Source organism: Actinokineospora cianjurensis (genome assembly GCF_003663795.1).
Lineage (GTDB): Bacteria > Actinomycetota > Actinomycetes > Mycobacteriales > Pseudonocardiaceae > Actinokineospora > Actinokineospora terrae.
In genome coordinates this window covers 1,830,185-1,854,787 of sequence record NZ_RCDD01000001.1, presented here as the reverse complement: position 1 = coordinate 1,854,787, position 24,603 = coordinate 1,830,185, and the positions used below count along the sequence as shown (strand labels likewise).

The following is a 24,603-nucleotide window of genomic DNA, read 5'->3' as shown; positions in this document are numbered from 1 at the left end:
ATTGGTGGACGAGGTCTGTCACTGGCCGTAGTTGTCAGGATAGGGTCATCGGGCGTCTCGGCCCGCCTCGGCCACCCGGTCCACACCCCCTGGCCAGGCCCACGCAACCCCGGTTCCACCCCTAACCTGCGGCAACTTAAGGCGCTCTTGATGTTTGCAGTGGGCGATTCACCAACCGTTCTGGGCTGACTCGCCGTATTTGCTGTGACGGCCGGTCACAGGACTACCGGTGAGTCAAGTCGTTGAATGCGAACCAAACCCAACCGGACCGCGGTACGGCCAGCGCCGCAACCGGATGCTCCACTTGGTCCATTCGAAAAGCGAAAACGCATCAACATCACGCAGTGTTCATCCAGCCAATTGGCAAACCTTCCACAACAGCGGTGATTGCCGTTAGATTCACCGCAGAGCGTGGGGCAACGGGGAAAACACCGATCACCGAGCGTGACTTCGGGCGGGGTGGGGCCGGATGCGGAGCCGAGGGGCCGGAGGGGAAGGGGCGGGCGCATGGCGCTGGTCGAACGAGGAGAGGAACTTGCCGCGCTCGGGCGGTTGTACGCCGAGAGCGGTCGGGGTCGGGGACAGGTCGCGTTGATCAGCGGTGGTGTCGCCAGCGGCAAGACCGAGTTGCTGCACGCCTTCGCCGACCGGGTGGCCGCCGACGGCGCGGCCCTGCTCACGGCGACGGGGTCGCGCGCGGAGCGCACCCTGCCGTTCGGGGTGCTGCGGCAGCTGTTCGCCGGTCCGGCGTTGTCCGGGGCTGCGGCGGCGGGCATCGCCGAGCTGATCGGCGAGGTCGGCGGGGGCGAGTCCCAGCCGGACACCGGCGCGGTGCCGCAGGCGCCCACCGACCCGACGGCCGCGGACCCGGCTGCCACGGACCCGACGGCTATCGGCCGGACGGGCGCGCGGGTGCTCGACGAGGTCTGCGCGGCCCTGCTGGAGCTGGCGGCCGAGCGGACCGTGGTGATCGCGGTCGACGACGTCCAGTTCGCCGACGGCGAGTCCCTGCAGGCACTGCTGTACCTGCGCCGCAGGATGCGCTTCGCCAGGGTGCTGGTGCTGCTCACCGAGTGGGCGCTGCCGCGGCCGACCCAGGCGGTGTTCCGCGCCGAGGTCACCCGCCAGCCCAACACGACCCACCTGCGGTTGGCGCCGCTGAGCCTGGCCGGGGTGGCCGAGCTGCTCGCTGGCAGGCTCGACCCGGCCACCGCGGTGGCGCTCGCCCCGGTGCACCACGCGGTCAGCGGCGGCAACCCGCTGCTGGTCACCGCGCTGGTCAACGACCACCGGGCCGCGGTGCGGTCCGGGCTGCGCCCCGGCGACGGGGCCGTCGTGGTCGGCCAGGAGTTCGGCACCGCCGTGCTGGCCTGCCTGCACCGCTGGGAACCGGCGATGCTGCAGGTGGCCCGCGGCTTGGCGCTGCTGGGCGACGCCGGGTCGCCGGTGCTGCTCGGCAGCCTGCTCGACATCACCTCCGATGCCGCCGCCCAGGTGCTCGACGTGCTGGAGCTGGCCGGTCTGCTCGACGGCGGCCGGTTCCGGCACCCGGTGGCCAAGGCGGCGGTGCTCGACAGCATCGCCCCGGCCGACCGGCGCGCCCTGCACGCGCGGGCCGCCCGACTGCTCTACCGCGACGGTGCCCCTGCCGACGAGGTCGCCCGCCACCTGACCGCCGCCGACGGCGCCGAGGAGCCGGGCGAGCAGACCTGGGCGGTCGAGGTGCTGCGGCACGCCGCGCAGGAGGACCTGGTCGCCGACCGGATGGACCTGGCGGTGCGCAGGCTGGAACTGGCCGCGCGCACCAGCGGCGACGTCGACGAGCGCGCCGACATCACCACCCAGCTGCTGCGGGTCGAGTGGCGCCGCAACCCCTCCGCCGCGGCGCGGCACCTGCCGTCGCTGCGCGCGGCGCGGGCGCAGGGCAGGCTGTCGGACCGCAACGCGGTCCACCTGGCCAAGTTCCTGCTCTGGTACGGCCACACCGAGGAGCTCTCCGGCACCCTGTCCGGCCTGGCCGCCGCCGCGGCCGACCGCGCGGCGCCGATGGCGGGCCAGCTGAGCCTGGTCTTCCACTGGCTGGCGTTCCTGTACCCGCCGGTGGTGGCCGGGATGCCCGCGCCGGAGGCCGGGCAACCGCAGCCGCTGCTGGCCAACCCGTGGACCCGCGCGTCGGCGATGCTCGACCGGGTGCGCTTCGGCGGCCCGCGCGAGGAGATCGTGGTCGCCGCCGAGCACATCCTGCAGAGCTGCAGGCTCGGGGAGCAGACGCTGGGCTCGCAGCTGTCCGCGCTGGCGGCGCTGGTGCACGCCGACCGCAACGACCGCGCCGCGCACTGGTGCGACTCGCTGCTCTCCGACGCCACCGCGCGCGGGGCGCTCACCTGGCAGGCCGTGATCGGTGCCATGCGCGCGGAAGTCGCGCTGCGCCAAGGAGATCTGCCCGCGGCGGCCGAGTTGGCGACCGCCGCGTTCGACAAGCTCTCGCCGCAGGGCTGGGGTGTCGCGATCGGGGTGCCGCTGTCGACCAGGGTCGCCGCGGCCACCGCGATGGGCAGGCACGAGGAAGCTGCGGCGCTGCTGCGCGTGCCGGTGCCCGATTCGATGTACCAGACCCAGTTCGGCTTGCAGTACCTGTACGCGCGCGGTTCCCACTACCTGGCCACCGACCGTCCACATGCCGCACTCGCGGACTTCCAGCGGTGCGGCGAGCTGATGTCCGGTTGGGACGTCGACCTGCCCGCGCTGGTGCCGTGGCGGTCCGGTGCCGCGCAGGCGCAGTTGGCGCTGGGCAACCGGGAGAACGCCCGCGCGCTGATGACCGACCAGCTCACCCGGCCCGGCTGCGAGGGCGCCCGCACCCGCGGCGCGACCCTGCGCATCCTGGCCGCGGCGACCACCGCCGAGCGCCGGGTCCCGCTGCTCACCGAGGCGGTGGACCTGCTGCACACCGGCGGCGACCGGTTCGAGTTGGCCCGCGCGCTGCTCGACCTCAGCCACGCGCACAGCGCCGCCGGTGAGTGCGAGAAGGCGCGCACGGTGGCCAGGCGCGCGTTGCAGATGGCCAAGGGCTGCCAGGCCGAGCCGCTGAGCCGGGAACTGCTGCCCGGCCGCGAGCCGGAGGTGCCGGAGCAGACCGGACGACACCAGGAGCCGACCGGCATGGACGCGCTGAGCGAGGCCGAGCGCAGGGTCGCGGTGCTGGCCGCGCTCGGGCACACCAACCGGGAGATCGGCGGGAAGCTCTACATCACGGTGAGCACGGTCGAGCAGCACCTGACCCGCGTCTACCGCAAGCTCAACGTGAGCCGCCGCACCGACCTGCCCGCGGGCCTGCCCCGGCAACTGCTCGCCACGGCGGAGGACCGCTAGCTCACCTGGGCAGTCGACGCCAGATCGCCCTGGGCAGCAGCCGCATCGCGAAGAACACCGGTCGCAGCACGCCGGGGACCCACACCTCCCCGGAACCGCCCCGCCCGCGCCGCAAGGCGCGGGCGGTGGCGTTCGCGACCTGAGCGGGCGTGCTGGAGAACGGCGCGGGGGACATGCCCTCGGTCATCCGCCCGATCACGAACCCCGGGCGCACCAGCAGCAGGCGCACGCCGGAGCCCGCGAGTGCGTCGGCGAGCCCGCTGGCGAAACCGTCCAACCCGGCCTTGGCCGACCCGTAGACGTAGTTGGCGCGCCGCACCCGCACACCGGCGACCGACGAGAACACGACGAGCTCGCCGCTGCCCTGTCGGCGGAGCCGGTTCGCCAGGTGTGTCAAGACGGCCACGTGGGCGACGTAGTCGGTGTGGACGATCGAGACCGCGTGGTCCGCGTCGGCCTCGGCGGTCGGCTGGTCGCCGAGGATGCCGAAGGAGACGACGACGGTGCCGATCGGACCGTGCGCGGCGGTGATCCCGTCGAGCACGGCCGCCTGCGCGGTGAGATCGTCGGCGTCGAACTCCACCGCGTGCACCTCGGTCGCGCCGCTGTCCAGTAGCGACACGCGCTCGTGATCAAGGTCACCGGCCCGTCGCGCGGCGAGCACCACCACCCGCCCCGGGGCCAGCAACCGCGCCAGCTCCAGACCGATCTCGCTCCGCCCGCCGAGGACGACCACCGCACCGCTCGCAGCACTCATGCCGACAGTGTGTCGCGCTCACGCTGCGTCCATTAGAGGTATCCCTCCGTCACGCATGGCCCAATCGGGCGCAAGATCGAGTGATGGGAGGACCACATGACTACTGGCGGTCTGCCTGATCGCGAGATCCGGTCTGTTCTCCCGGGTTATCACCAGCCGATTCGGGGACTGTTGTGTCACGAATTCGCGGTGCTAGCTTCGTGCGCGTCGACAATGGCGACGCGCCGACCGAGGCGGAGGCCGCGGCCCTTACCAGCGACAACATGAAGGTGAGACGCGTTCCGCCGGTCCTGACCGGATCCCGGTAATCGGCGCCCCGGCATTGTCCCCAGCGACGTCCCATCAGGACCTCACCTTTTTCAGCACCCGCGACCCTTTCACCACCAGCATGGACAAGCGATTGGCGGTAGCACCGTGACCGAGACCCTGCGCCCTGTCGGCGGCGAGGCTGCTGCGCAGCAGAGCCTCACGACCGAGGCGGCGCGCAACCTCGCGACCACCACCAAGTCCGTCCCGCAGATGCAGGAGATCACCTCCCGCTGGCTGCTCAGGGTCCTGCCGTGGACCCACGTCGGGGGCGGCACCTACCGGGTCAACCAGCGGCGCAGCTACGTCGTCGGGGACGGCCGCATCGCCATCGACTACGTGGTCGGCGACGGCAGGATCGCCGTCGACCGCGGCGACGCCCAGCCCCGCGTGGTCGCAGGCGACCTGCGCGAGCTGTCCTTCCTGCGCGACTTCGACGACGAGGAGGCGCTCACCGCGCTCGCCGGGCTGTTCCGCCAGGAGGACTACGCCGCGGGCGACACCCTGGTCGAGTGGGGCCACGCCGAGGACCGCTTCCTGGTCATCGCGCACGGCCGGGTCGAGCAGTTCGCCGAGGGCCACTACGGCGACGAGACCGTGGTCGGCGTCGTCACCGACGGCGAGTACTTCGACCAGTGGGGCCTGCTGCAGGAGCGCATCTGGGACTTCACCGCCAAGGCCGCCACCGCGGTGACGGTGCTCTCGCTGCGCCGCGCCGACTTCCAGGAGCTGCTGGAGCGGGCGCCCTCGCTGCGCGCGCACGTCGAGTCGTTCCTGGCCAGCGGCGAGCACGAGCAGGACGGCGAGGTCCCGATCAACCTGGCCGCTGGCCACTCCGGCGAGGTCGAGCTGCCGGAGACCTTTGTGGACTACGAGGTCTCGCCGCGCGAGTACGAGCTGTCGGTGGCGCAGACGGTCCTCAAGGTGCACACCAGGGTCGCCGACCTCTACAACCAGCCGATGGACCAGGTCGAGCAGCAGCTGCGGCTGACCATCGAGGCGCTGCGCGAGCGCCAGGAGCACGAGCTGGTCAACAACCGCGAGTTCGGCCTGCTGCACAACGCCGACCCGCGCCAGCGGGTGCACGCCCGCACCGGCGCGCCCACCCCGGACGACTTCGACGAGCTGCTGAGCAAGGTCTGGAAGGACCCGTCGGTCATCCTGGCCCACCCCAAGGCGATCGCCGCGTTCGGCCGCGAGTGCAGCAAGCGCGGCATCTACCCGGCCAACGTCGACATCGGCGGCCACCAGGTGCCGTCCTGGCGCGGCATCCCGGTGCTGCCGTGCGCCAAGATCCCGATCAGCGACTCCCGCACCACCTCGGTCATCGCGATGCGCACCGGCGAGGACAACCAGGGCGTGGTCGGCCTGCACCAGACCGGCCTGCCCGACGAGTACGAGCCCGGCCTGTCGGTGCGGTTCATGGGCATCAACGACAAGGCGATCCTGTCCTACCTGGTCACCGCGTACTACTCGGCCGCCGTGCTGGTGCCGGACGCGCTGGCCGTGCTCGACGACGTCCAGATCGGTCTCTAAGCACAGCCGCGGGTCCCGTGCCCGGCGCGGGACCCGCGCAGTCCGCACACTCACCACCTTCCCGATGGGGGTTCCCCGCGTGACCGGTCTTCTCGACTCCGAGTCCGAGCAGCACCAGCAGAGCCTGAGCACCAGGGCCGCGCGCAATCTCGCGACCACCACCAAGTCCGTCCCGCAGATGCAGGAGATCAGCCCGCGCTGGCTGCTGCGGATGCTGCCGTGGGTCGAGGCCCAGGGCGCGGTGTACCGGGTCAACCGCAGGCTCAGCTACACCCTGGGCGACGGCCGCGTCACCTTCACCAACACCGGCGCCGACGTCGACATCGTGCCCACCGAGCTGCGCGAGCTGGCGCTGCTGCGCGGGCTCACCGACGACAGCGCGCTGGCCGAGCTGGCGAACCGGTTCACCCAGCGCGAGTTCCGCGCCGGTGAGGTGATCGTCGAGCGCGGTCGGGCCGCCGACGCGGTGCACCTGATCGCGCACGGCAAGGTCACCACCTACACCGAGGGCCACTTCGGCGACGAGGCCGTGCTGACGGTCCTCGCCGACGGCGAGTTCTTCGGCGACCGCGGGCTCATCGACGCCGACGCCACCTGGGACTTCACCGCCAAGGCCAGCACGGCGTGCATCGTGATGTCGTTGTCCCGCTCGGAGTTCCTGTCGCTGCAGGAGCGCTCGACCGCGCTGCGCCAGCACGTCGACGCCTTCCGGGCCACCCCGCCAGCCAGGGCGAACAAGCACGGCGAGGCCGAGATCGCGATGGCCTCCGGGCACTCCGGCGAGCACGAACTGCCGAGCACGTTCGTCGACTACGAGGGCAGCCCGCGCGAGTACGAGCTGTCCGTGGCGCAGACCCTGCTCAAGGTGCACACCAGGGTCGCCGACCTCTACAACCAGCCGATGGACCAGGTCGAGCAGCAGCTGCGGCTGACCATCCACGCGTTGCGCGAGCGCCAGGAGCACGAGCTGGTCAACAACCGCGACTTCGGCTTCCTGCACAACGCCGACCTGCGCCAGCGGCTGCACACCCGCGAGGGCGCCCCCACCCCGGACGACCTCGACGAGCTGCTCGCGCGGCGGCGCCGGTCGAACTTCTTCCTGGCCCACCCCAGGGCGATCGCCGCGTTCGGCCGCGAGTGCACCAAGCGCGGGCTGTACCCGCCGACGGTGGACCTGGGCGGCAAGCAGGTGCGGTCCTGGCGCGGGGTGCCGCTGCTGCCCAGCGACAAGATCCCGATCACCGACACCGGCACCACGTCGATCCTGGTGCTGCGCACCGGGGAGTCCGACCAGGGCGTGATCGGCCTGCACCAGACCGGGATCCCGGACGAGTACGAGCCGGGCCTGTCGGTGCGGTTCACCGGGATCAACGACAAGGCGATCATGTCGTACCTGGTGAGCACCTACTACAGCGCCGCGGTACTGGTGCCCGACGCGCTCGGCGTGCTGGAAAACGTCCAAATCGGACTGTGACACCCGCCGGTGGCCCGCATTCCCCCGCGGGCCACCGGTTCCTCCCTCCGCCCCTGCTTTCCCGCCCTTCTAGCCGGGCCCCGTCCGCCCGTCCAACCCGAATCGAGGGACCGGCCCCGTGTCCACCAACCCCACCGTCCACGTCCCCGGCGCCCGGCGCGCCGACGAGGGCGGCACCGTCGCCCACCGCGGTGCCCGGGACGTCCTGGCGCACAGCCGGACCCTGCTCACCCCGGCGCTGCGCGCCGCCGTCGACACCCTGCCCGAGGCCATGCGGCACATCTCGGGCTACCACTTCGGCTGGTGGGACGAGCAGGGTGGGCCGACCGAGGCGGACGCGGGCAAGGCCATCCGGCCCGCGCTGGTGCTGACCGCCGCCGAGGCCGTGGGGGGCTCGCCTGCCGAGGCGCTGCAGGCCGCGGTCGCCGTGGAACTGGTGCACAACTTCACGCTGCTGCACGACGACGTCATGGACGGCGACCGCACTCGGCGCCACCGACCCACCGCGTGGAGCGTGTTCGGCCTCGGCCCGGCGATCCTGGCTGGCGACGCGCTGCTGACGCTGGCCTTCGACGTGCTGGCCGCCAGCGACCACCCCCGGGCCCAGCCAGCCGCCAGGGTGCTGTCCGCCGCGGTGCTGGCCGTGCAGGAGGGCCAGGCCACCGACCTCGCCTTCGAACGCCGCGCCGACGTCACCCCCGCGGAGTGCCTGCGGATGGCCGAGGGCAAGACCGGCGCCCTGCTCGGCGGCGCCACCTCCCTCGGCGCACTGCTGGGCGGCGCCTCCCCCAGCCAGGTCGACCACCTGCGCTCCTTCGGCGAGCGACTCGGCCTGGCGTTCCAACTGGTCGACGACCTGCTCGGGATCTGGGGCAACCCGGCCACCACGGGCAAGCCGGTGTACTCGGACCTGGAGAACCGCAAGAAGTCCCTCCCGGTCGTCGCCGCCCTGACCACCGACACCGCCGCCGCCAGGGAACTGCGCGCCCTCTACCACCGCGACGACGCCCTGACCGCCGCCGAACTCGTCCGCGCAGCCGACCTGGTCGAATCCGCAGGCGGCCGCAACTGGGCCAGAACCCGAGCCGACGACCTCCTGGCCGACGCCGCCGACCACCTCGCCGCCGCCCTCCCCACCACCCGAGCCGAAGGCGAACTGATGGCCCTCGCCGACATGATCATCCGCCGCGACCACTGAGCCCCTCGCACGGCAGGCCATCCCGCTCGACCCCGGTGACGAGCCCTAGCCCGCGTCGATCGCCTGCCACGCCAGCGCCGGGTCGGATTGTGCAGCCTGGGTCAGCAGCGGTTCGGCTAGCCCGCGCCGATGATCGCCGAGCCGTGCGGCGTGGGCCTGTGTGGACCGTGGAAGCAGCGACCCAGTGCCTGGCACGTCAGGACGACCATCTGCTCGCCGACCCGGCGGGCAGGATTGGGCGCGGATCCTGCCCGTCACAGGCCCGCGCGAACCAGGCGCGACGGAAGCCCACTGCGAGCACAGACCACCAGCGAGGTCCAGATCCCGCACGCGACAGCCACTGCTCGCGACTGGGCGACGGCCTCCGTCGCTGCACTGCCGCCCTTGCACCGGTGGTCATCTGCGATGTCGGGTCGATCGGCAGTCGGTGGCAGTTCGGTCAGTCTGCGTCGATGATCGTCGGTCTTCGTCGTTGCTCTGCCGCCCCCTGCTTGCACCGGTGGTCATCCGCCATGTCGGGTCGATCGGCAGTCGGTGGCAGTTCGGCTAGCCCGCATCGCTGATCGTCAGCCCCGTGCGGCGTAGTGCTGCGCGGACCGTGGGGGGCGGTCACCACGGCACCGGAGGCGGTCAGGGCGACCACCTGTTCACTGATCCGGCGGTAGAAGCGCAGTTGGGTACGGCGGCCGAAGAGGCGCCAGTCAGAGCGGATCACGGGGTGGGCGGGTGCGGCTGGATCGCGACCGGGCGGCGGCCTCCGTCGTTGCTCTGCCGCCCCTTTGCCTGCACCGGTGGTCGTCTGCCATGTCGGGTCGATCCGCAGTCGGTGGCAGTTCGGTCAGCCCGCGTCGATGATCGTCAGCCCCGTGCGGCGTGAGGCTGCGCGGACGGTGGGGCGCGGTCACCACGGCACCGGAGGGGGTGAGGACGACCATCTGCTCGCCGATTCGGCGGTAGAAGCGCGGTTGGGTACGGCGGCCGAACAGCCGCCAGCCGAGGCGGATCACGGATGGGCGGGTGCGGCTGGATCGCGACCGTGCAAGCTCGGGTGGGCGGCTGTCTGGGCTACTCCGCGGTGCGTTGGCCTGCGGAGCACGGGCCATCGGTGGGCTACGGATGCCGCACGTGACGGCCACTGCTCGCGACTGGGCGGCGGCCTTCGTCGCTGCTCGGCCGCCCTTGCACCGGTGGTCGTCTGCCATGTCGGGTCGATCCGCAGTCGGTGGCAGTTCGGTCAGCCCGCGTCGATGATCGTCACTCCGGAGCGGCGTGGGGCTGTGCGGACCGTGGGGGCGGTTACCACGGCGTCGGAGGCGGTCAGGGCGACCATCTGTTCGCCGATGCGGCGGTAGAAGCGCAGTTGGGTTCGGCGGCCGAAGAGGCGCCAGCCGAGGCGGATCAGGGGGTGGGCGGTGCGGCTGGGGTTGGAGTACGAGGTGGCGCGGAAGAGGACCGCGCCGGTGGTGTGGTTCTTGTGCAGGTGGAAGTCGACCTTGCCGCGTTCGAGGTGGCCGGTGAGGGTTTCGTAGGACCAGCCCCAGTGACTCCGGGTGGGGGTGGACTCGTCGACCACCGCGGTGACGCGGACGCCCATGAGGAAGTGGGCGAAGAGGAAGTGGCCCTCCAGGACCATGTGCCTGCCCAGAAGGGGCGCGTCCGCGCGGTAGTGGGCCCGGATCAGTTCCGGTGGGGCGAACTCGTAGCGCTCGACGAGGGCGCGGGCCCGGCACCACAGCTCACCGGGCGGTCCCGGCTGTTCGTAGCCCAGGACGCGCCGGTGGTCGTCGGTCAGCCAGCCGGGGCCGACGGTGGTGGGGTCGTAGTTGATCGGGCGGTCCGCCAGGTCGGCCAGCAGGTGTTCCGGCTGGTCCCGCCGGGATCGCACGACGCGCATGCCGCCCAGCATGCCATCGGATCAGGTCCAGCGGCCCGTCCCGAAGGTGTCCTGGCCCGCGCGCAGGACGGCGCGCAGTTCCATCCTGCGGACCTTGCCGGTGCCGGTGCGCGGGATCTGTTCCCAGGTCAGCAGCACCGGGTCGGCCAGCGCGGGCAGGTCGCGCAGCGCGTGCCGCCACTGTGCGGGGTCGAGGTGGCCGTCGCGAGTCACCACGACCGGCTGCGGCAGGCGGCCGGGAGTGGCCAACACCACGCACTCGACGACGTTGGTGACGCGTTCCTCCAGGACGTCCTCGAGTTCCACGCAGCTCTGCCCCGGCAGGACGTCGACCTCCCGGTCCAGCATCAGGTACGAGCCCCAGCGGGTGCGCAGGCCCATGTCGCCGGTGTTCCACCACTCGCCGTCGGTCTTGGCCAGCCAGCGGTCGTGCTCACCGACGTAGTCGACGCACCGCGTCGGGGTCTTGGCCAGGACCAGGCCCGGGATGCCGCGCGGGACGGGTTCGAACGTGCGCGGGTCGACCACGCGCAGCCGGGTGCGACCTGGGGCCGGCCTGCCGAGGTTGCGCGTCGTCGGGTGCCGCGCGTCACGGGCGGCGAGCGAGCGGCGGGTGAGGAACCGGAAGGTCAGCGGACCGGTCTCGGTCTGCCCCCAGACCTGCACCCACAGCGGCCGCCTTCGGGTGGCCGCAAGGAAAGCACGCACCGTCGGCGGGTGCACCGCGTCGAAGGTGCTGATGAACAGCCGGACCCCGCGCAGCGGGTGGTCCGGTTTCTCCAGCATCGGCCGCCACCGGACGAAGGTCGACGGCAGCGCCTCCAGCGTGGTCGGCGGGTGCTCGCGCAGGACGGTCTCCGCCGCGTCCGCCGAGTCGATGATCACGACCTCGCGCGGCGCCAGCCACAGCACGCTCGCCGTCCACGGCACCGCGCGGCCGTGGCTGTAGGAGATCGCCGAGCAGACCGTGTCGCGTCTGCGGGAGGAGACGATCGGCAGCCGGGTCGACTCCGCGCCCGCCAGGCCGAGCACCAGGGTGCGGTTGGTGTGCACGACCAGCTTCGGCACCCCGGTGGTCCCGGAGGTGTGCACGACCAGCAGCGGGTCGTCATCGTCGCGAGTGGACGGTGGCGGCGGCTCGTGACCCCAGAGGCGTTCGAGGTTGATGGTGTCCGGGTAGCGGCCTTCCAGGGTCACGGTGGCTCCAGCGCGGGCGATGAGCGTGATGCCGTGCGCGCGGGCGGTGTCCAGGACGGTGCGGGTGGTGATGAGCAGCGCGGGTTCGAGGCGTTCGAGCAGGACCTCCAGCGCGTGTGGGGCCAACTGGTCCGACAGCAGCGCCGGGACGGCACCGACGCGCACCGCGGCGCACGCGATGAGCACGTAGTCCCAGTGGTTCGGCTTGACCACGGCCACCCGGTCGCCCGGCTTCACCCCCGCGGCGTGCAGCCACCCCGCGACGTTGCGGACCAGCGCGGCGACAGCGGGCATGTCGTAGCTGGTGCCGAAGTCCGGCGCGATGTCGAGCGGGCGGGACAGCACGACCCTGGTGCCGACCCGGCGGGCGACCAGGTCGTCGAACAGGGTGCCCAGGTCATGCGGCTTGCTCATCGGCACCCTTCCGACCGACGACGGTGATCATCACCTGGGACAGCCACCGGACCCCCGGGTCGGCGAGGTCGGCCAGCGCGGCGTCCACCTCGGCCACCGTCACCAGCCCGCGCCCGACCATGGCGGGCTTCAGGTGCTCCAACCAGAGCGCGAACCAGCGGCCGTGCGGGGTGCCGCCGGTGATCACCTCGGCCCGGCCGTCGGCGCGCACGTCGCGCAGCCCGGCGCCGTGCGCGAGGTCGACGTCGAGCAGCCCGCAGCGCGGGTGGTACCCGGACTCGGCCATCACCGCGTACGCCGCGTCGCGGACCCTGGGCCGCAGCACGCCGTCGGCGGTGGCCAGCGTGGTCGCGGTGTCGGTGTCCTCCAGCACGAGGTGCCCGCCGGGGCGCAGCGCGGAGACCATCCTGCGCACCGCCGCCGCCCGGTCCGCGAGGTGCTGCACCACGAGCCGCGCGTGCACCAGGTCGTAGTTGCCGCCGGGCACCGGGTCGCGGCTGATGTCGCCCCGGTGGACCGAGACGCCGCAGCCCCGCAGCCACCCCAGCCGGGAGGTGTCGATGTCGACCGCTGTCACCGCGGCGCCGCACTCGGCCAGCCACGCCGCGATCGACCCGTGCCCGGCGCCGATCTCCAGGCACCGGCTGCCCCTGCCGACCCCCAGCGCGGCGAGGCGGCTGGTGGTGCCCGGGTCCCAGAGGTGCTCGCCGAGCGAGAGCCGCTCCTCCTCCCGCGCGAAGGAGGTCGCGAAGACGTAGCTGATCGTCGCGGGCTCAGCCACGGGCCACCGCCGGGGAGTCCACGACGGACAGCCGCTCGGCCACCAGTTCCGCCGAGCGCACCGCGGCCTCGCTGCTGGGCCGCATCGCGTACCAGTCGCCCACGTACTCGACCGCGGCAGGCGGCCTGCCCGCGAACTCCGCGCGGGCGTTGAGCGCGGCGGGGGTGGGCATCGGCAGCCCGTGCTCGAAGCGGGTGACGATGGTGTCGCGCAGGGCGAGCGCGATGCCCGGCAGGTACTTCTCGGCGTGGGCGACCAGCGTGCGGCTGATCTCGTCGTCGGTCTGCTCCAGCAACCCGGGCACCGCCGCGGGGGTGGCGACCAGGCTGACCATGCCCCGGTCGACGGGCACCCGGCCCAGGTGCTTGCGGTCGTCGACGACCAGGCCCGCGAGGACCTGGTTCTCCACCTCCGGGACGGCGAGGGCGAACGAGCGGCCCAGGCCGTCGAGCGGGCGGGACAGCAGGCACACGACCTTGACCATCGGCCGGTACTCGCAGCGCCGCACGTACTCGGGCGCGCCGCCGTGCAGGGTGACCGCGAGCGGGGCGGGCACGGCCATGACGATGGTGCGGGCCGTCAGCGGGGTGCGGTCGGCGACCAGCCGGGCGCCGGTGTCGGTGGTGACGACCTCGCGGACCGGGACGCCGGTGCTGACCTCCACCTGGTCGGCCAGCCGCAGCGCCAGGGTGTCCATGCCGTCGCGGAAGGTGCGGAAGGTCTTGGTGGCGCCGACGGCGAGGGTGTGGCTCAGGAACGGACCGGCGCACGCCTGGGCGGTGTCCCAGCCGAAGTAGCCGCCAGCCAGCGGCTGGAACAGGTAGTCGTGCAGGTCGCCGCGGGAGATCTCGGCGATGGTGCGGTCGCCGAGCGGGGTGGCCTCCGGGGTGTCGACGTCGTAGGCGCGGCGCCTGGCCGCGGCGCCGCCGAGCAGGCCGAGCAGGGTCAGCCGGGCCGGGACGCCGAGGCCCGCGCCGGTGAGCAGGCCGATCGGGTCGCCGACGTGGCCGCGGGCCTTGCCGTCGCGCCAGACCGCGAGGTCGGCGCCGATCAGCGGCACCTCGGCGTCGGTGAGCCGCAGGTCCTCGATCAGCCGCCAGGTGGCCGGGTAGCCGGTGCTGCCGATCATCTCGGCGCCGGTGTCGGCGAGGTAGCCGTCGCGGCGCTCGGTGCGCATCCGGCCGCCGATGTGCTCGCCGGACTCGAAGACGTGCACGGACCGGCCTTGGGCGCGCAGCCGGTAGGCGGCGGCCAGCCCCGCGATCCCGGCTCCGACGACGGCGACATCCAGATCTGGGCTCACGAACCGGCTCCAACGACGAGGATCAGGTTGACCGCGACCAGCGTCGCGGTGGTGACGCGGTGGGCGCGCAGGCCGAGCAGCCGGGCGGCGAGCAGGTCGCCGAGGCCGACGCCGCGGCGCAGTTGCGCGACCCGGACCCCCATGGCGGGCAGCATCGCCAGCGCGAACCACCACGGCGCGGGCCCGAGCCCGGCCGCGGTGACCACCAGGGCGATCTCGGCGGCGGTGAGCCCGGCGATGAACCCGCGGTTGGCCTGGGCGCTCACGATCGCGGCGACCGTGGGGCGGCCGACGGCGGCGTCCCCCTCGGCGTCGCGGGTGTTGGAGTACACCCCGAACAGCAGCGGTCCGAGTCCGAACAGGACGGCCTGCACGGCGCCGAACCCGGTGAGACCCCCGGTGGACAGGCCGACCCCGACCAGCACGAGCCCGGTGCCGAACCCGGCGAGGAACACCTCCTGCCAGCCGCGGTAGCTGATCTTGAGCCCCCAGGAGTACTGCACGGAGGACGCCAGGCACAGCGCGGCGAGCAGCACGGTCCACAGTGGAGCGAACGGGGCGATCAAGACCGCCAGCAGCCACAGCGCCGCACCGGCACCCGCGGCCGCCCAACCGAAGCGGATGGCCTCGGCCTCGCTCAACTCCCCGGTGAGCAGGGGCTTGCGGGCCAGCCTGCGCGCGGGCGCGTCCGGGCCGTAGTTGGCCGCGTCGCTGCCGTCGCGGTAGCCGGTAACGTCGTCGAAGGCCACCGACCCGGCCACCACGCACACCGTGCCCAGCCCGAACACCAGCAGCACGACCAGCGCCGACGGGCTGAACCCGGCCAGCGCCCAGGCCAGCGGGAACGCGAGGTAGTAGTCCCAGACGTCGAGCTTGGCGAGCCTGGCGTAGGCGCCGAGCCTGCCGCGGGTGTCGGGCGCGGCCAGCGGGCCCTGGGACAGCGGCATGGTCATCGGGGGCTCCCCGGGAAGTCGCAGACCGCGTCGGCGATGTGCTCGACCTGGGCGTCGGTCAGGTGCGGGTAGATGGGCAGGGCGAGGGTGCGGGCGCTGGCCAGTTCCGCGTGCGGCCAGTACTGCCCCTGCCGGGCGTACGGGGCGAACGCGGGCTGGGCAGGCAGCGGCGCTGGGTAGTAGACGTGGCTGTCGACGCCCCGGGACGCCAGGTGCCGCTTGAGGTCGTCGCGGCGGTCGGCTAGCAGGGAGTAGACGTAGAAGCAGCGGCCGTCGCGGCCGAGCGGCGGGGGTTGGACGCCGCGCTCGACCAGCGGGGCGAACCGGGCGGTGTAGTAGTCGGCGATCTCGGCGCGGCGGCGCAGCCTGGCGGCGAGGCCGGGCAGCCGCTGGAGCTGGAAGTCGGCCATCACCTCGTCGAAGCGGCTGTTGTGGCCGACCACGTGGTGCACGAACCGGGTCTGCCCGTCCTGGCCGTGGTTGCGCAGCATCCGCGCCATCCGACCCAGTTCGGGGTCGTCGGTGACCACCGCGCCGCCCTCGCCGATCGAGCCGAACGTCTTGACCTGGACGAACGAGAACACCCCCGCGTCGCCCCAGCGGCCTGCGGGCACCCCGCCGAGCACGCCGCCCTGGGCGACCGCGGAGTCCTCCACCAGCCGGACGCCGTGCCGGGTGGCCAGTTCGCGCATCGTGGGCATGTCGGCCATCACCGAGAACATGTGCGCGGGCATGATCGCCGCGGTCCGGCCGGAGATCGCGGCCTCGACCTCGTAGGGCTCGATGACCATCGTCCACGGGTGCACGTCGGCGAACACCGGCGTCGCGCCCACGGAGATCACCGACGACGCGAGCGGGGCGCAGCCGAACGCGGGCACCACCACCTCGTCGCCCGCGCCGACGCCCATCGCGCGCAGCACCAGGGTCAGCGCCGTCGTGCCGCTGCCGCAGGCGACCACGTCGGCGGCGCCGAGTTCGCGCCGCAGCGCGTCCTCGAAGGCGGCGGTGCGCTCGCCGAGGATGAACTTCTGCGCGGGCGCGGTGCCGATGCGCAACACCGTCTCCAGCAGGGCGTCGCGGTCGCGGTCGAACAGGTCCGGGGGGAAGAACGGGAGCGTCACGCGCCGCCCCCGCCGTAGAAGGCGCGGATGAGCGAGCAGACCCGGTCGACCTGGGCCTCGGTGAGGTCGGGGTAGAGCGGGAGGGCGACGGCGTTGGCGCAGGCGGCCTCGGCGTGCGGGAACTGGCCGCGCCGGTACCCGAGGTGCGCGAAGCAGGGTTGCAGGTGCAGCGGGACCGGGTAGTAGGTCTCGGTGCCGACCGAGTGCGCGGACAGGTACGCGGCGAGGGCGTCGCGGTGGTCGACCTCGACCAGGTAGACGTAGAACACCGGGTTCGTGTCCGCGTCCCGGTGCTGCACGGTGGGCAGGCGGCGGATGCCGGGGCAACCGCGCAGCGCCTGGGTGTAGTGCGCGGCGAGGGTGGCGCGGCGGGCGATGTCGGCGTCGAGGGTGGCGAGCTTGGCCAGCAGCACCGCGGCCTGCACGTCGTCCATCTTGCTGTTGCAGCCGGGCAGGACCGTCTCGTTCGAGATGCCGGGGAAGTTGTCCAGTGTGTTCCCGAAGCGGCCGTGGTGGCGCAGCGCGGCGGCGGTCTCGGCGATCCGGTCGTCGTCGGTGATCACCGCGCCCGCGTCGCCGAGAGCGCCGAGGGTCTTGGTGGGGAAGAAGGAGAGCACCCCGCCCGCGCCGTGCAGGCCCGCGTGCAGGCCGTCCCAGCGCATGCCGATCGCCTCGGCGCTGTCCTCGACGACGGTGAGCGCGTGCCGCTGGGCGAACGCGGTGACCGCGCCGAGGTCGGCGAGCTGGCAGAACAGGTGCACCGGCATGACCATCCTGGTGGCGGCGGTGACCGCCACCGTGGACACGTCGATGCCGTAGCCGACCGGGTCGATGTCGGCGAACGCGGGCCGCCCGCCTGCGAGCACCACCGACGAGGCCGAGGCGACGAAGCTGAACGCGGGCACGACCACCTCGTCGCCCGGTTGCAGGCCCGCGGCGCGCAGCAGCAGCACCAGCGCGTCGGTGCCGGAGTTGACCCCGACCACGTGCCGGGCGCCGAGGTAGTCGGCGAGGGCGCGCTCGAACCGGCCGACCAGCGGGCCGTGCGAGTACTTGCCGCGGTCGACCACCGCGTCCAGGTTGGCCTTGACCGAGGGCCACAGCGCGGCGAACGACGCCGCCTGGGTGAAGAAGGGCACCGCGGGCGCGGCCGCGGTCCCCCGGTCCGCGACTACCGCGGCGTGCTCCATGCCTGTCCTTGCCCGTCCTCGAAGACCAGTACCGCGACCGGCACCGCTTGCCGCGCTGCCACGCCGCACCCGGCGCGCGGTCCAAACTAGGCGGTGGGCATCCGTTGCGCGGCAACGCAAACAAAAGATCACACGGACGTGTGGCGGTGCCGGGTCCACGTTGACACCCGCGGCCGCGGCGACCAGGGTTTGGCGCGTCCCGAGGTCGCCAGGAGGAGGCACGCCACCCATGCTGGGCACGCTCGTGGTCGGGCTCGGTCGGGCAGGCGCTGGCCTGCACCTGCCGGTGCTGCGCAGGCTCGGGCACGGCGGCGGCAGGCCGTTCGGGCGGCCGCCGATCACCGTGTACGACCCGAGGCGCAGGCTGGGCGACGCCGACCTCGGCGACGTCGCGGTGGCGCACTCGCCAGCGCACGCCGCGACCCTGGTCGATCCCGATCGGACGGTGGTGCACCTGTGCACCGGTCCGAGCGCGCGGTTGCGGCCGCTGACCGAGCTGGCGGACCTGGGGTTCCGCCGGTTCCTGGTGGAGAAGCCGCTGGCAGGCGACGAGGTCGAGCTGCGCGAGGTGCTGCGGCTGCGCGAGCACGGTCGGCTGGACCTGCTGCCGGTGGCGCAGTGGCGCAGCAGCGAGCTGACCGCGCGGATCCTCGGCGTGCTGGCCGGCGGGCGGCTCGGCCGGTTGCGGTCGGTGCGGTTCGCCCAGTCCAAGCCGCGGTTCGCGCGGACACTGGCTGGCGACGACCACCCCACGGCGTTCGACGTGGAGGTCCCGCACTCGCTCACCGTCGCGCTGCTGGTCGCGGGCCGCGGCGAGGTCGTCGCGGCGGGGTGCACGGACATGCTTCTCGGCGACGCGGTGTTCCCGTCGCTCGGCGGCGCGTGGCTGCGGCTGCGGCACGCCGACGGGGTGCTCACCGAGATCCGCACCGACCTGACCGCCCCGGTGCGGGAGCGGCGGGTGACCGTCGAGCTGGAGGGCGGCACGCTGGTCGGGCACTACCCGATCGGCGCGGCCGACGAGTACGCGCAACTGTCGGTGCGCACCAAGGGCGGCAAGGTCGAGTCGGTGTTCCGCGACGACTCACTCGGCGCGTTCATCGCCCGCGCCTACCGGCACTTCGAGGGCACCGAGCCGATCACCGACGAGCCCGCCACCGGCGCCACCGTCGTGTCGCTGCTGGCCGAGGCGAAGCGGGTGGCGGGGCTGCGCGCGCCGGTCGAGGTCCCGAGGTGACGGTGCTGGCCGGGATCGGCGACGAGGCCGGGCCGGGGCTGGCCGAGCAGGTCGCCGCGATCGCCGCGCTGGGCTGGTCGGCGATCGAGCTGCGGTCGGTGGACGGGGTGCCGTTCGCCGAGCTGGACGCGGCCGCGTTCGACGCGGTGGCCGGGACGCTGGCGGAGCTGGGGCTGCGCACGGTGTGCGTCGACTCGCGCATCGGCGACTGGTCGACCTCCATCACCGGTGACTTCGGGCGCGACCTGGAGGAGCTGCGGGTGCTGGCCGAGCGGTGCGGGCGGCTGGGCACCCGGTACGTGCGGGTGATGTCGTACCCGAACGACGGCCTGCACGACGACGAGTGGGAACACCGGGCGCTGCGCCGGATGCGGGAGCTGGCCGCGCGCGCCGAGCAGGCGGACCTGGTGCTGCTGCACGAGAACTGCGCGGGCTGGGCCGGTGCGGACGCGGCTCGGGCGGCGCGGATGCTGGAGGAGGCCGACAGCCCGGCGTTGCGGCTGCTGTTCGACACCGGCAACGGCATCGCCTACGGCTACCGCGCAGCGGACTACCTGCGGCCGCTGGTGCCGCACATCGCGCACGTGCACGTCAAGGACGGCTTCGTCGGTCCGGAAGGTCCGGAGTGGACACTGCCGGGCCACGGCGAGGCCGATGTCGCGGGCTGCCTGGCGCTGCTGACCGAGAACGGCTACCAGGGCGCGCTGTCCATCGAACCGCACCTGACGCTGCGCCCGCACGAGTCCGAGGGCGGCACCGGCACCGCGGACGGCTTCATCGAGGCCGGTCGCGCGCTCGAGGCGTTGCTCGCCCCAGCGGGCCGGTGACGTGGCCGAGTTCACCGACACCGACGCGGCCCTGCTGCTCCGGTTGATCAACCTGCCCACCGCGGGCCCGATGGAGGGCGTCGAACCCGCGCTGCTGTGGGAGGCGCAGTACCTCTACGCCGACGCGGCGAGCGGGTTCTCCGTCGTGCACCACGCGCCTGCCGACCGGTCCGCGATGGACCTGCCCGGGGTGCCCGCCGCGGTGCGCGCGGCCGCGCAGGACCCGACTTTCCTGGCCAACCAACCGAACCTGGTGCTGCGGCTGGGGCCGGTGGACGCGCCGACGGTGATGTTCAACGTGCACCTGGACACCGTCGCCGGGCACGAGCGCGGCCGCTACGACGGCTGCGTGATCCACGGCAGGGGCGCGGTCGACGCCAAGGGGCCCGCGGTGGCGCTGCTGGCCGGGGTGCGGGACGCGGTGCGCCGGGACCCCAGGGTGGGCACCGAGGTGTCGGTGCTCATCCAGGCGGTGGCGGGCGAGGAGGGCGGCGCGATGGGGACCTTCGGGACCCGGCCGCTGGTCAACGCCGGGTACTACGGGGCGCTCAACGTGTTCTGCGAACCGACCGGGCTGCGGTACCTGACCAGGGCCACCGCGTCGGCGACCGCGCGGGTCCGGGTCGCGGGCACCGGGTCGATCGACGACCGGCCGGGCGACGGCCACAACGCCACCGTGCTGCTGGGTTTCCTCGCCCAGCACCTGGCCGCCCGGCTCTCAGGCACGAAGGCGTGCATCGCGGGCCTGCACACCGGGACCAGGCACAACCGCGTCTACGGCGGCGGCGACCTGCTGGTCAACCTCGCCTACGCCGACAACGGCGACACGCTCACCACCGCGCTCGACCAGGCCGTCGCCGACGGCGTCGCCCGGTTCGGGCAACTGTTCGCCGGGGTCCCCGAACTGGCCCGCACCGCGGCCGACGCGCACCGGGTGACCACAGTGGACTGGATCAAGCGCGGGCTGCCTGCGCTGTCGGTCACCAACCCGTGGTTGGACGCGCTGATGGCCGAGGCCGATGTGCCCGCGTGGCAGGCGAACGAGCCCGCGTTCACCTGCGACGCGATCTGGATGGCCGGGGTGGCCGGTGCCGCGACGGCGGTGCTCGGCCCAGGCGACCTCGCCGCCAACAACGCCCACGCCGAGGGCGAGTTCGTCGCCGTCGCCGACCTGGCCGGGTTCGCCGACCAGGTCTCGCGCGTGCTGCGGACCTTCGCGAGCACGCCCCGCCACATCCCGCACCCCCGCTGGTCGACTCCCCCGATGAGCACGGTTCCCTCTACCGAAACGGCATGGCGATGACCGACCTCGCTCCTCCCCCCACCGACTCGTCCCCCGTGACCGTGCGCGTCACCCACGACGACCTGCTGCGGTTCACCGCCGAGGTGTTCACCGCGCACGGCATCCCCCCGCACCGCTCGATGGCCGCCGCGACCGCGTTGTGCCACGGCGACATCACCGGCACCACCTCGCACGGGCTGGTGAACCTGACCCGGATCTACCTGCCGCTGCTGGCTTCCGGCCGGGCGCGCGCCGACGCCGAGCCGAGGGTGCTGGCCGACCGGGGAGCCACCGTGCTGCTCGACGGCCAGGGCGCGCTCGGGTTGTGGCTGGCAGGCGAGGCGATGGACCTGGCCGCGCGGCGGGCGGCCGAGTACGGCATCGGCCTGGTGTCGGTGCGCGGCGGTACGCACTTCGGTTGCGCCGGACCGCACGCGCTGCGGGCGGTGGCGCACGACATGATCGGCGTCGTCGCGGCCAACTGCGGGCACCAGCGGATCGCACGGCCGCCGGGCGGGCGGGTGCCGATGCTGGGCACCAACCCGATCAGCGTGGCCGCGCCTGCCGGGACGAACCCGCCGTTCCTGCTGGACATGAGCACCACCACCGTCCCGACCGGCAAGGTCAGGGCGGCGGCGCGGGCGGGCACGGACATCCCCGCTGGCTGGCTGGCCGACGACGCGGGCGAGCCGGTGACCGACCCCGGCCTGTTCGACACCGGTGACGCGCACCTGACCTGGCTCGGCGGCCCGGGTTCCGGGCAGTACAAGGGTTTCGGGCTCGGGCTGATGGTCGAGGTGCTGGCCGCGCTGGTGCCCGGCGCCGGCCTGGGGCCGTCGCAGGCAGCGCTGTCGGTCGACCGGACGCCGGACGACGACATCGGCTACCTGGTGCTGGCCATCGCCCCGGCCGCGCTGCGCCAACCCGGTACCTACCAACGGGAAGCGGGCGCGCTGTTCGGCGCCCTGCTGGCGTGCCCGCCGGTCCAGGGCGGCGCGGAGGTGTCCTACCCCGGTGTGCCCGAGGCGAGGCACGCCGAACTCGCCCGCCGCGACGGGGTACCGCTCGACGGCGCCCTGTTCACCGAACTGGCAGACCTGGCCGAGCGGCTGGGTGTGGCGCTGCCGGAGGTGTGCTGATGCGCGTCGGCGTGATCGGCCTCGGCGTCATCTCCCGGTACTACCTGGCCGCGTTGGGCGAGGGCGGGCCGGTGCGGCTGGCCGCGGTGTGCGACGTGCGGCCGGAGGCCCTGGCGCCCTACCGCGACGAGGTCCCGTGCTGGCGCGACCACCGCGACATGATCGCCGCGGGTGGCCTGGACGGGGTCGTGGTGACCGTGCCCAACGACCAGCACGCGCCGGTGTGCCGCGACCTGCTCGACGCCGGACTGCCGGTGTGCGTGGAGAAGCCGCTGGCGACCAGGCTGCGCGACGGGCTCGCCCTGGCCGAGCTGGCGGCGACCAGGGGCGCGGTGCTGTTCACCTCGTTCCACCGCCGGTACAACGCCAGGGTCGGCGCGCTGCTGGAGTCGCTGCCAGCCGGGGTGCCGGTGGAGTCGGTGCGGGTGCGGTACCTGGAACGCATCGAGGACCACGTCGGCGAGGACGGCTGGTACCTCGACCCGGCCCGCTGCGGCGGCGGCTGCGTCGCGGACAACGGGCCCAACGCCTTCGACCTGGTGCGCCACCTGGTCGGCACCACCCAGGTGTCCGGTGTGGACATCACGCGGGACTCCCTCGGCGTCGACCGGCGCGCGGTGGTCGACCTGGTCGCCGAGTCCGGCGCGCGGGCCACCGTCGAGCTGGACTGGGACCACCCCGGCGAGACCAAGGACGTCGAGGTCCGGCTGGCCGACGGCACGACGAGGGTGGCCGACATGCTGGCCGGGTTCGCCGGGTTCAAGCAGTCGCTGTGGCACGAGTACGCCGGGGTGCTGCGCGCCTTCACCCAGGCCGTCCACACCGGTGGCGTCGACCGCGACGGGCTGGCCGCCCTCGCCGCGGTCGACGCCGTCTACCGCGCCGAGCAGTGGTCGCGGCCCGCGCTGATCGGGGAGACGACATGATCGAGGACGGCAGCAAGCGCACGGTGTCCGGGGTGCTGGTGAAGGTCCTGGTGCACCGGCGCGACGACCGGGGCATGCGGCTGGAGGAGTTCGCCAGCCGGTGCGTGCGCCAGGGCGAGGTGCACGAGCTGGTGACCACCGACCACGTGGTCGGCGACGACAGCATCGACCGCGTCGGGTTCCTCGGCTTCGCCGAGATCCGGCACGGCGGGGTGATCGACCGCGGCGACGAGGTGCGCATCGGCGGCCAGGTCGTCGGCACCGTGCTCGGCTTCGACGCCTGCCACTTCCCCAACCACTACAACATCCTGATCAGCCGCGAGTCGCCGGTGACCGGCGGGCAGATCGCGCTGTCACCGGAGTCGGCTGTGCAGTTCGTGCAGAGCGCGCCGTGAGGCGGGCGGTCGTCGCGGGCGGCAGCGTCGCCGGTCTGCTCGCGGCCAGGGTGCTGCGGGACTGGGCGGACGAGGTCGTGGTGGTCGAGCCGGACCCGTTGCCCGCCGGTCCGACCAACCGGCCGGGGACCGCGCACGGGGAGCAGTTCCACGTGCTGCTGGGGCTGGCGCAGGAACTGCTCGGGCACTGGTTCCCGGACCTGCTGGCCGACCTGGTCGCCGACGGGGTGGTGGTGTGCACGCCGGGGCAGGACGGGCGGATGTTCGTCGACGGGCGGCCGCGGCCGGTGGTGCCCGGTGACGTCCTGGTGCCGTTCTACCGGCCGCTGCTGGAGTGGCACATCCGCGAGGCCGTGCTGCCGTCGGTGCGGCTGGTGGCCGACCGGGTGGTGGGCCTGGTGGGTGGCGCCGAGGTGCACGGGGTGCGGCTCGCCTCCGGGTCCGTTGTGGACGGTGCGGACCTGGTGGTCGACGCGACCGGGCGGGGTAGCCGGTTGGGTGCCTGGTTGGCCGAGCTGGGCTTTCCCGCCCCGCCGCGGCACCGGGTCGGCCTGGACCTGGGGTACGCGACGGTGTTGTTCCACCGGTCCCCGGGGGAGCGCCTGGACGACCTACTGGCGGTGCACTCCCTGCGGTCGCCCACGTCGTCGCGGCCCGGGGTGAGCTGTGTGGCACCGATCGGGCCGGACCGCTGGATGTGCACCATCTCCGGCTACGGCGACGACCGCCCGACCCGCGACCCCGACGAGTTCACCGCACGCTGCCTGCTCGAACCCGCCGACGCGTTCGCCACCCTGGCCAGGACCGGCACCCCGGCGGGCCCGGTGATCACCCACCGCTTCCCGCACAGCCTCCGCCGCGACTTCCACGCCGTGCCCGCCTTCCCCACCGGCCTGGTCCCGATCGGCGACGCGGTGGCCTCCTTCAACCCGATCTACGGCCAGGGCGTCCCCTCCGCCGCCCTGCACGCCTCCGCCCTGGCCGCCTGGCTGCCCACCGGCGACCCGGTCACCGGCTACTTCCGCCGCCTCAAGGTCATCGTCGACACCGCCTGGCAGACCAGCACCACCGAGGACCTCCGCCTCCCCCACGTCACCGCCACCCGCCCCCTCACCTACCCGCTGCAACGCGCCATCTCCACCGCCATCGACCACGCCGCCATGACCGACCCCCTGGTCGCCCAACGCTTCGTCGAGGTCGTCAACATGCGCATCCGCCCCACCGACCTGCTCACCCCGGCGGTCCTCGGCCGCACCCTGCTGGCCACCCTCCGCAAGAGCTAGGCGCACAGGGGAAAGCCG

19 protein-coding genes are annotated in these 24,603 nt (G+C 73.4%); 11 read left to right on the top strand and 8 right to left on the bottom strand.

The window, feature by feature from the left end; genetic code table 11:
* Positions 1 to 507: 507 nt before the first annotated feature.
* Positions 508 to 3,372, top strand: a complete 2,865-nt coding sequence (locus CLV68_RS08790; RefSeq protein WP_121389951.1) for a helix-turn-helix transcriptional regulator — start codon at positions 508 to 510, stop codon at positions 3,370 to 3,372.
* 1 nt (position 3,373) lies between these two features.
* Here the strand turns inward: CLV68_RS08790 and dprE2 are convergent, their stop codons facing one another.
* Positions 3,374 to 4,129 carry a decaprenylphospho-beta-D-erythro-pentofuranosid-2-ulose 2-reductase gene (dprE2, locus tag CLV68_RS08785; RefSeq protein ID WP_121389950.1) on the bottom strand — a complete coding sequence of 252 codons (756 nt, stop codon included), beginning with the start codon at positions 4,127 to 4,129 and terminating at the stop codon, positions 3,374 to 3,376.
* Positions 4,130 to 4,543: 414 nt separating this feature from the next.
* Here dprE2 and CLV68_RS08780 point away from each other — a divergent pair, with 414 nt between their 5' ends.
* The 3 genes from CLV68_RS08780 (at position 4,544) to CLV68_RS08770 (ending at position 8,643) form a co-directional block, all read left to right on the top strand.
* On the top strand, positions 4,544 to 5,971 hold the full coding sequence (locus CLV68_RS08780; protein ID WP_121389949.1) for a family 2B encapsulin nanocompartment shell protein: 1,428 nt from the start codon (positions 4,544 to 4,546) through the stop codon (positions 5,969 to 5,971).
* Positions 5,972 to 6,035: 64 nt separating this feature from the next.
* Positions 6,036 to 7,445, top strand: coding sequence for a family 2B encapsulin nanocompartment shell protein (locus CLV68_RS08775; RefSeq protein WP_121389948.1), 1,410 nt, complete (start codon positions 6,036 to 6,038; stop codon positions 7,443 to 7,445).
* A gap of 205 nt (positions 7,446 to 7,650) precedes the next feature.
* Entirely contained in the window at positions 7,651 to 8,643 is a 993-nt protein-coding gene (locus CLV68_RS08770) for a family 2 encapsulin nanocompartment cargo protein polyprenyl transferase (RefSeq protein WP_425454843.1), read from the top strand.
* Positions 8,644 to 9,877: 1,234 nt separating this feature from the next.
* Here the strand turns inward: CLV68_RS08770 and CLV68_RS08760 are convergent.
* Genes CLV68_RS08760 through CLV68_RS08730 form a run of 7 tightly spaced genes read right to left on the bottom strand, consistent with a single transcriptional unit; the run spans position 9,878 to position 17,496 of the window.
* Positions 9,878 to 10,537, bottom strand: a complete 660-nt coding sequence (locus tag CLV68_RS08760) for a DUF1990 family protein (protein ID WP_170224168.1) — start codon at positions 10,535 to 10,537, stop codon at positions 9,878 to 9,880.
* A 21-nt stretch (positions 10,538 to 10,558) separates the two neighbouring features.
* Positions 10,559 to 12,148 (bottom strand): class I adenylate-forming enzyme family protein, encoded by a 1,590-nt coding sequence (locus CLV68_RS08755; protein ID WP_121389946.1) that lies wholly within the window; start codon positions 12,146 to 12,148, stop codon positions 10,559 to 10,561.
* Positions 12,132 to 12,929, bottom strand: coding sequence for a class I SAM-dependent methyltransferase (locus CLV68_RS08750; RefSeq protein ID WP_121389945.1), 798 nt, complete (start codon positions 12,927 to 12,929; stop codon positions 12,132 to 12,134). Before CLV68_RS08750 ends, CLV68_RS08755 begins: the two co-directional genes overlap by 17 nt.
* Complete coding sequence (locus CLV68_RS08745; protein WP_121389944.1) at positions 12,922 to 14,232, bottom strand: protoporphyrinogen/coproporphyrinogen oxidase; 1,311 nt, start codon at positions 14,230 to 14,232, stop codon at positions 12,922 to 12,924. The genes CLV68_RS08750 and CLV68_RS08745 overlap by 8 nt, the downstream gene beginning before the upstream one ends.
* The gene (locus CLV68_RS08740; protein WP_121389943.1) at positions 14,229 to 15,185 is read right to left on the bottom strand and encodes a UbiA family prenyltransferase; all 957 of its coding nucleotides are present in this window, start codon (positions 15,183 to 15,185) and stop codon (positions 14,229 to 14,231) included. Before CLV68_RS08740 ends, CLV68_RS08745 begins: the two co-directional genes overlap by 4 nt.
* Entirely contained in the window at positions 15,182 to 16,306 is a 1,125-nt protein-coding gene (locus tag CLV68_RS08735; protein ID WP_121389942.1) for a DegT/DnrJ/EryC1/StrS family aminotransferase, read from the bottom strand. The genes CLV68_RS08740 and CLV68_RS08735 overlap by 4 nt, the downstream gene beginning before the upstream one ends.
* Positions 16,303 to 17,496, bottom strand: coding sequence for a DegT/DnrJ/EryC1/StrS family aminotransferase (locus CLV68_RS08730; protein ID WP_121389941.1), 1,194 nt, complete (start codon positions 17,494 to 17,496; stop codon positions 16,303 to 16,305). The genes CLV68_RS08735 and CLV68_RS08730 overlap by 4 nt, the downstream gene beginning before the upstream one ends.
* Positions 17,497 to 17,725: 229 nt before the next feature.
* On the opposite strand from CLV68_RS08730, the gene CLV68_RS08725 reads away from it, so the two are divergent.
* Genes CLV68_RS08725 through CLV68_RS35580 form a run of 7 tightly spaced genes read left to right on the top strand, consistent with a single transcriptional unit; the run spans position 17,726 to position 24,585 of the window.
* Positions 17,726 to 18,733 (top strand): Gfo/Idh/MocA family oxidoreductase, encoded by a 1,008-nt coding sequence (locus CLV68_RS08725; protein ID WP_121389940.1) that lies wholly within the window; start codon positions 17,726 to 17,728, stop codon positions 18,731 to 18,733.
* Positions 18,730 to 19,560 (top strand): sugar phosphate isomerase/epimerase family protein, encoded by an 831-nt coding sequence (locus tag CLV68_RS08720; RefSeq protein ID WP_121389939.1) that lies wholly within the window; start codon positions 18,730 to 18,732, stop codon positions 19,558 to 19,560. Before CLV68_RS08725 ends, CLV68_RS08720 begins: the two co-directional genes overlap by 4 nt.
* A 1-nt stretch (position 19,561) precedes the next feature.
* Positions 19,562 to 20,863 (top strand): M20/M25/M40 family metallo-hydrolase, encoded by a 1,302-nt coding sequence (locus CLV68_RS08715; RefSeq protein ID WP_246009728.1) that lies wholly within the window; start codon positions 19,562 to 19,564, stop codon positions 20,861 to 20,863.
* On the top strand, positions 20,854 to 21,981 hold the full coding sequence (locus CLV68_RS08710) for an Ldh family oxidoreductase (RefSeq protein WP_342772761.1): 1,128 nt from the start codon (positions 20,854 to 20,856) through the stop codon (positions 21,979 to 21,981). Before CLV68_RS08715 ends, CLV68_RS08710 begins: the two co-directional genes overlap by 10 nt.
* Entirely contained in the window at positions 21,981 to 22,907 is a 927-nt protein-coding gene (locus tag CLV68_RS08705; RefSeq protein WP_121391058.1) for a Gfo/Idh/MocA family protein, read from the top strand. Before CLV68_RS08710 ends, CLV68_RS08705 begins: the two co-directional genes overlap by 1 nt.
* Complete coding sequence (locus CLV68_RS08700) at positions 22,904 to 23,302, top strand: DUF6917 domain-containing protein (RefSeq protein WP_121389938.1); 399 nt, start codon at positions 22,904 to 22,906, stop codon at positions 23,300 to 23,302. Before CLV68_RS08705 ends, CLV68_RS08700 begins: the two co-directional genes overlap by 4 nt.
* Positions 23,299 to 24,585, top strand: coding sequence for an FAD-dependent oxidoreductase (locus CLV68_RS35580; protein ID WP_121389937.1), 1,287 nt, complete (start codon positions 23,299 to 23,301; stop codon positions 24,583 to 24,585). Before CLV68_RS08700 ends, CLV68_RS35580 begins: the two co-directional genes overlap by 4 nt.
* The last annotated feature ends 18 nt before the right edge of the window (positions 24,586 to 24,603 follow it).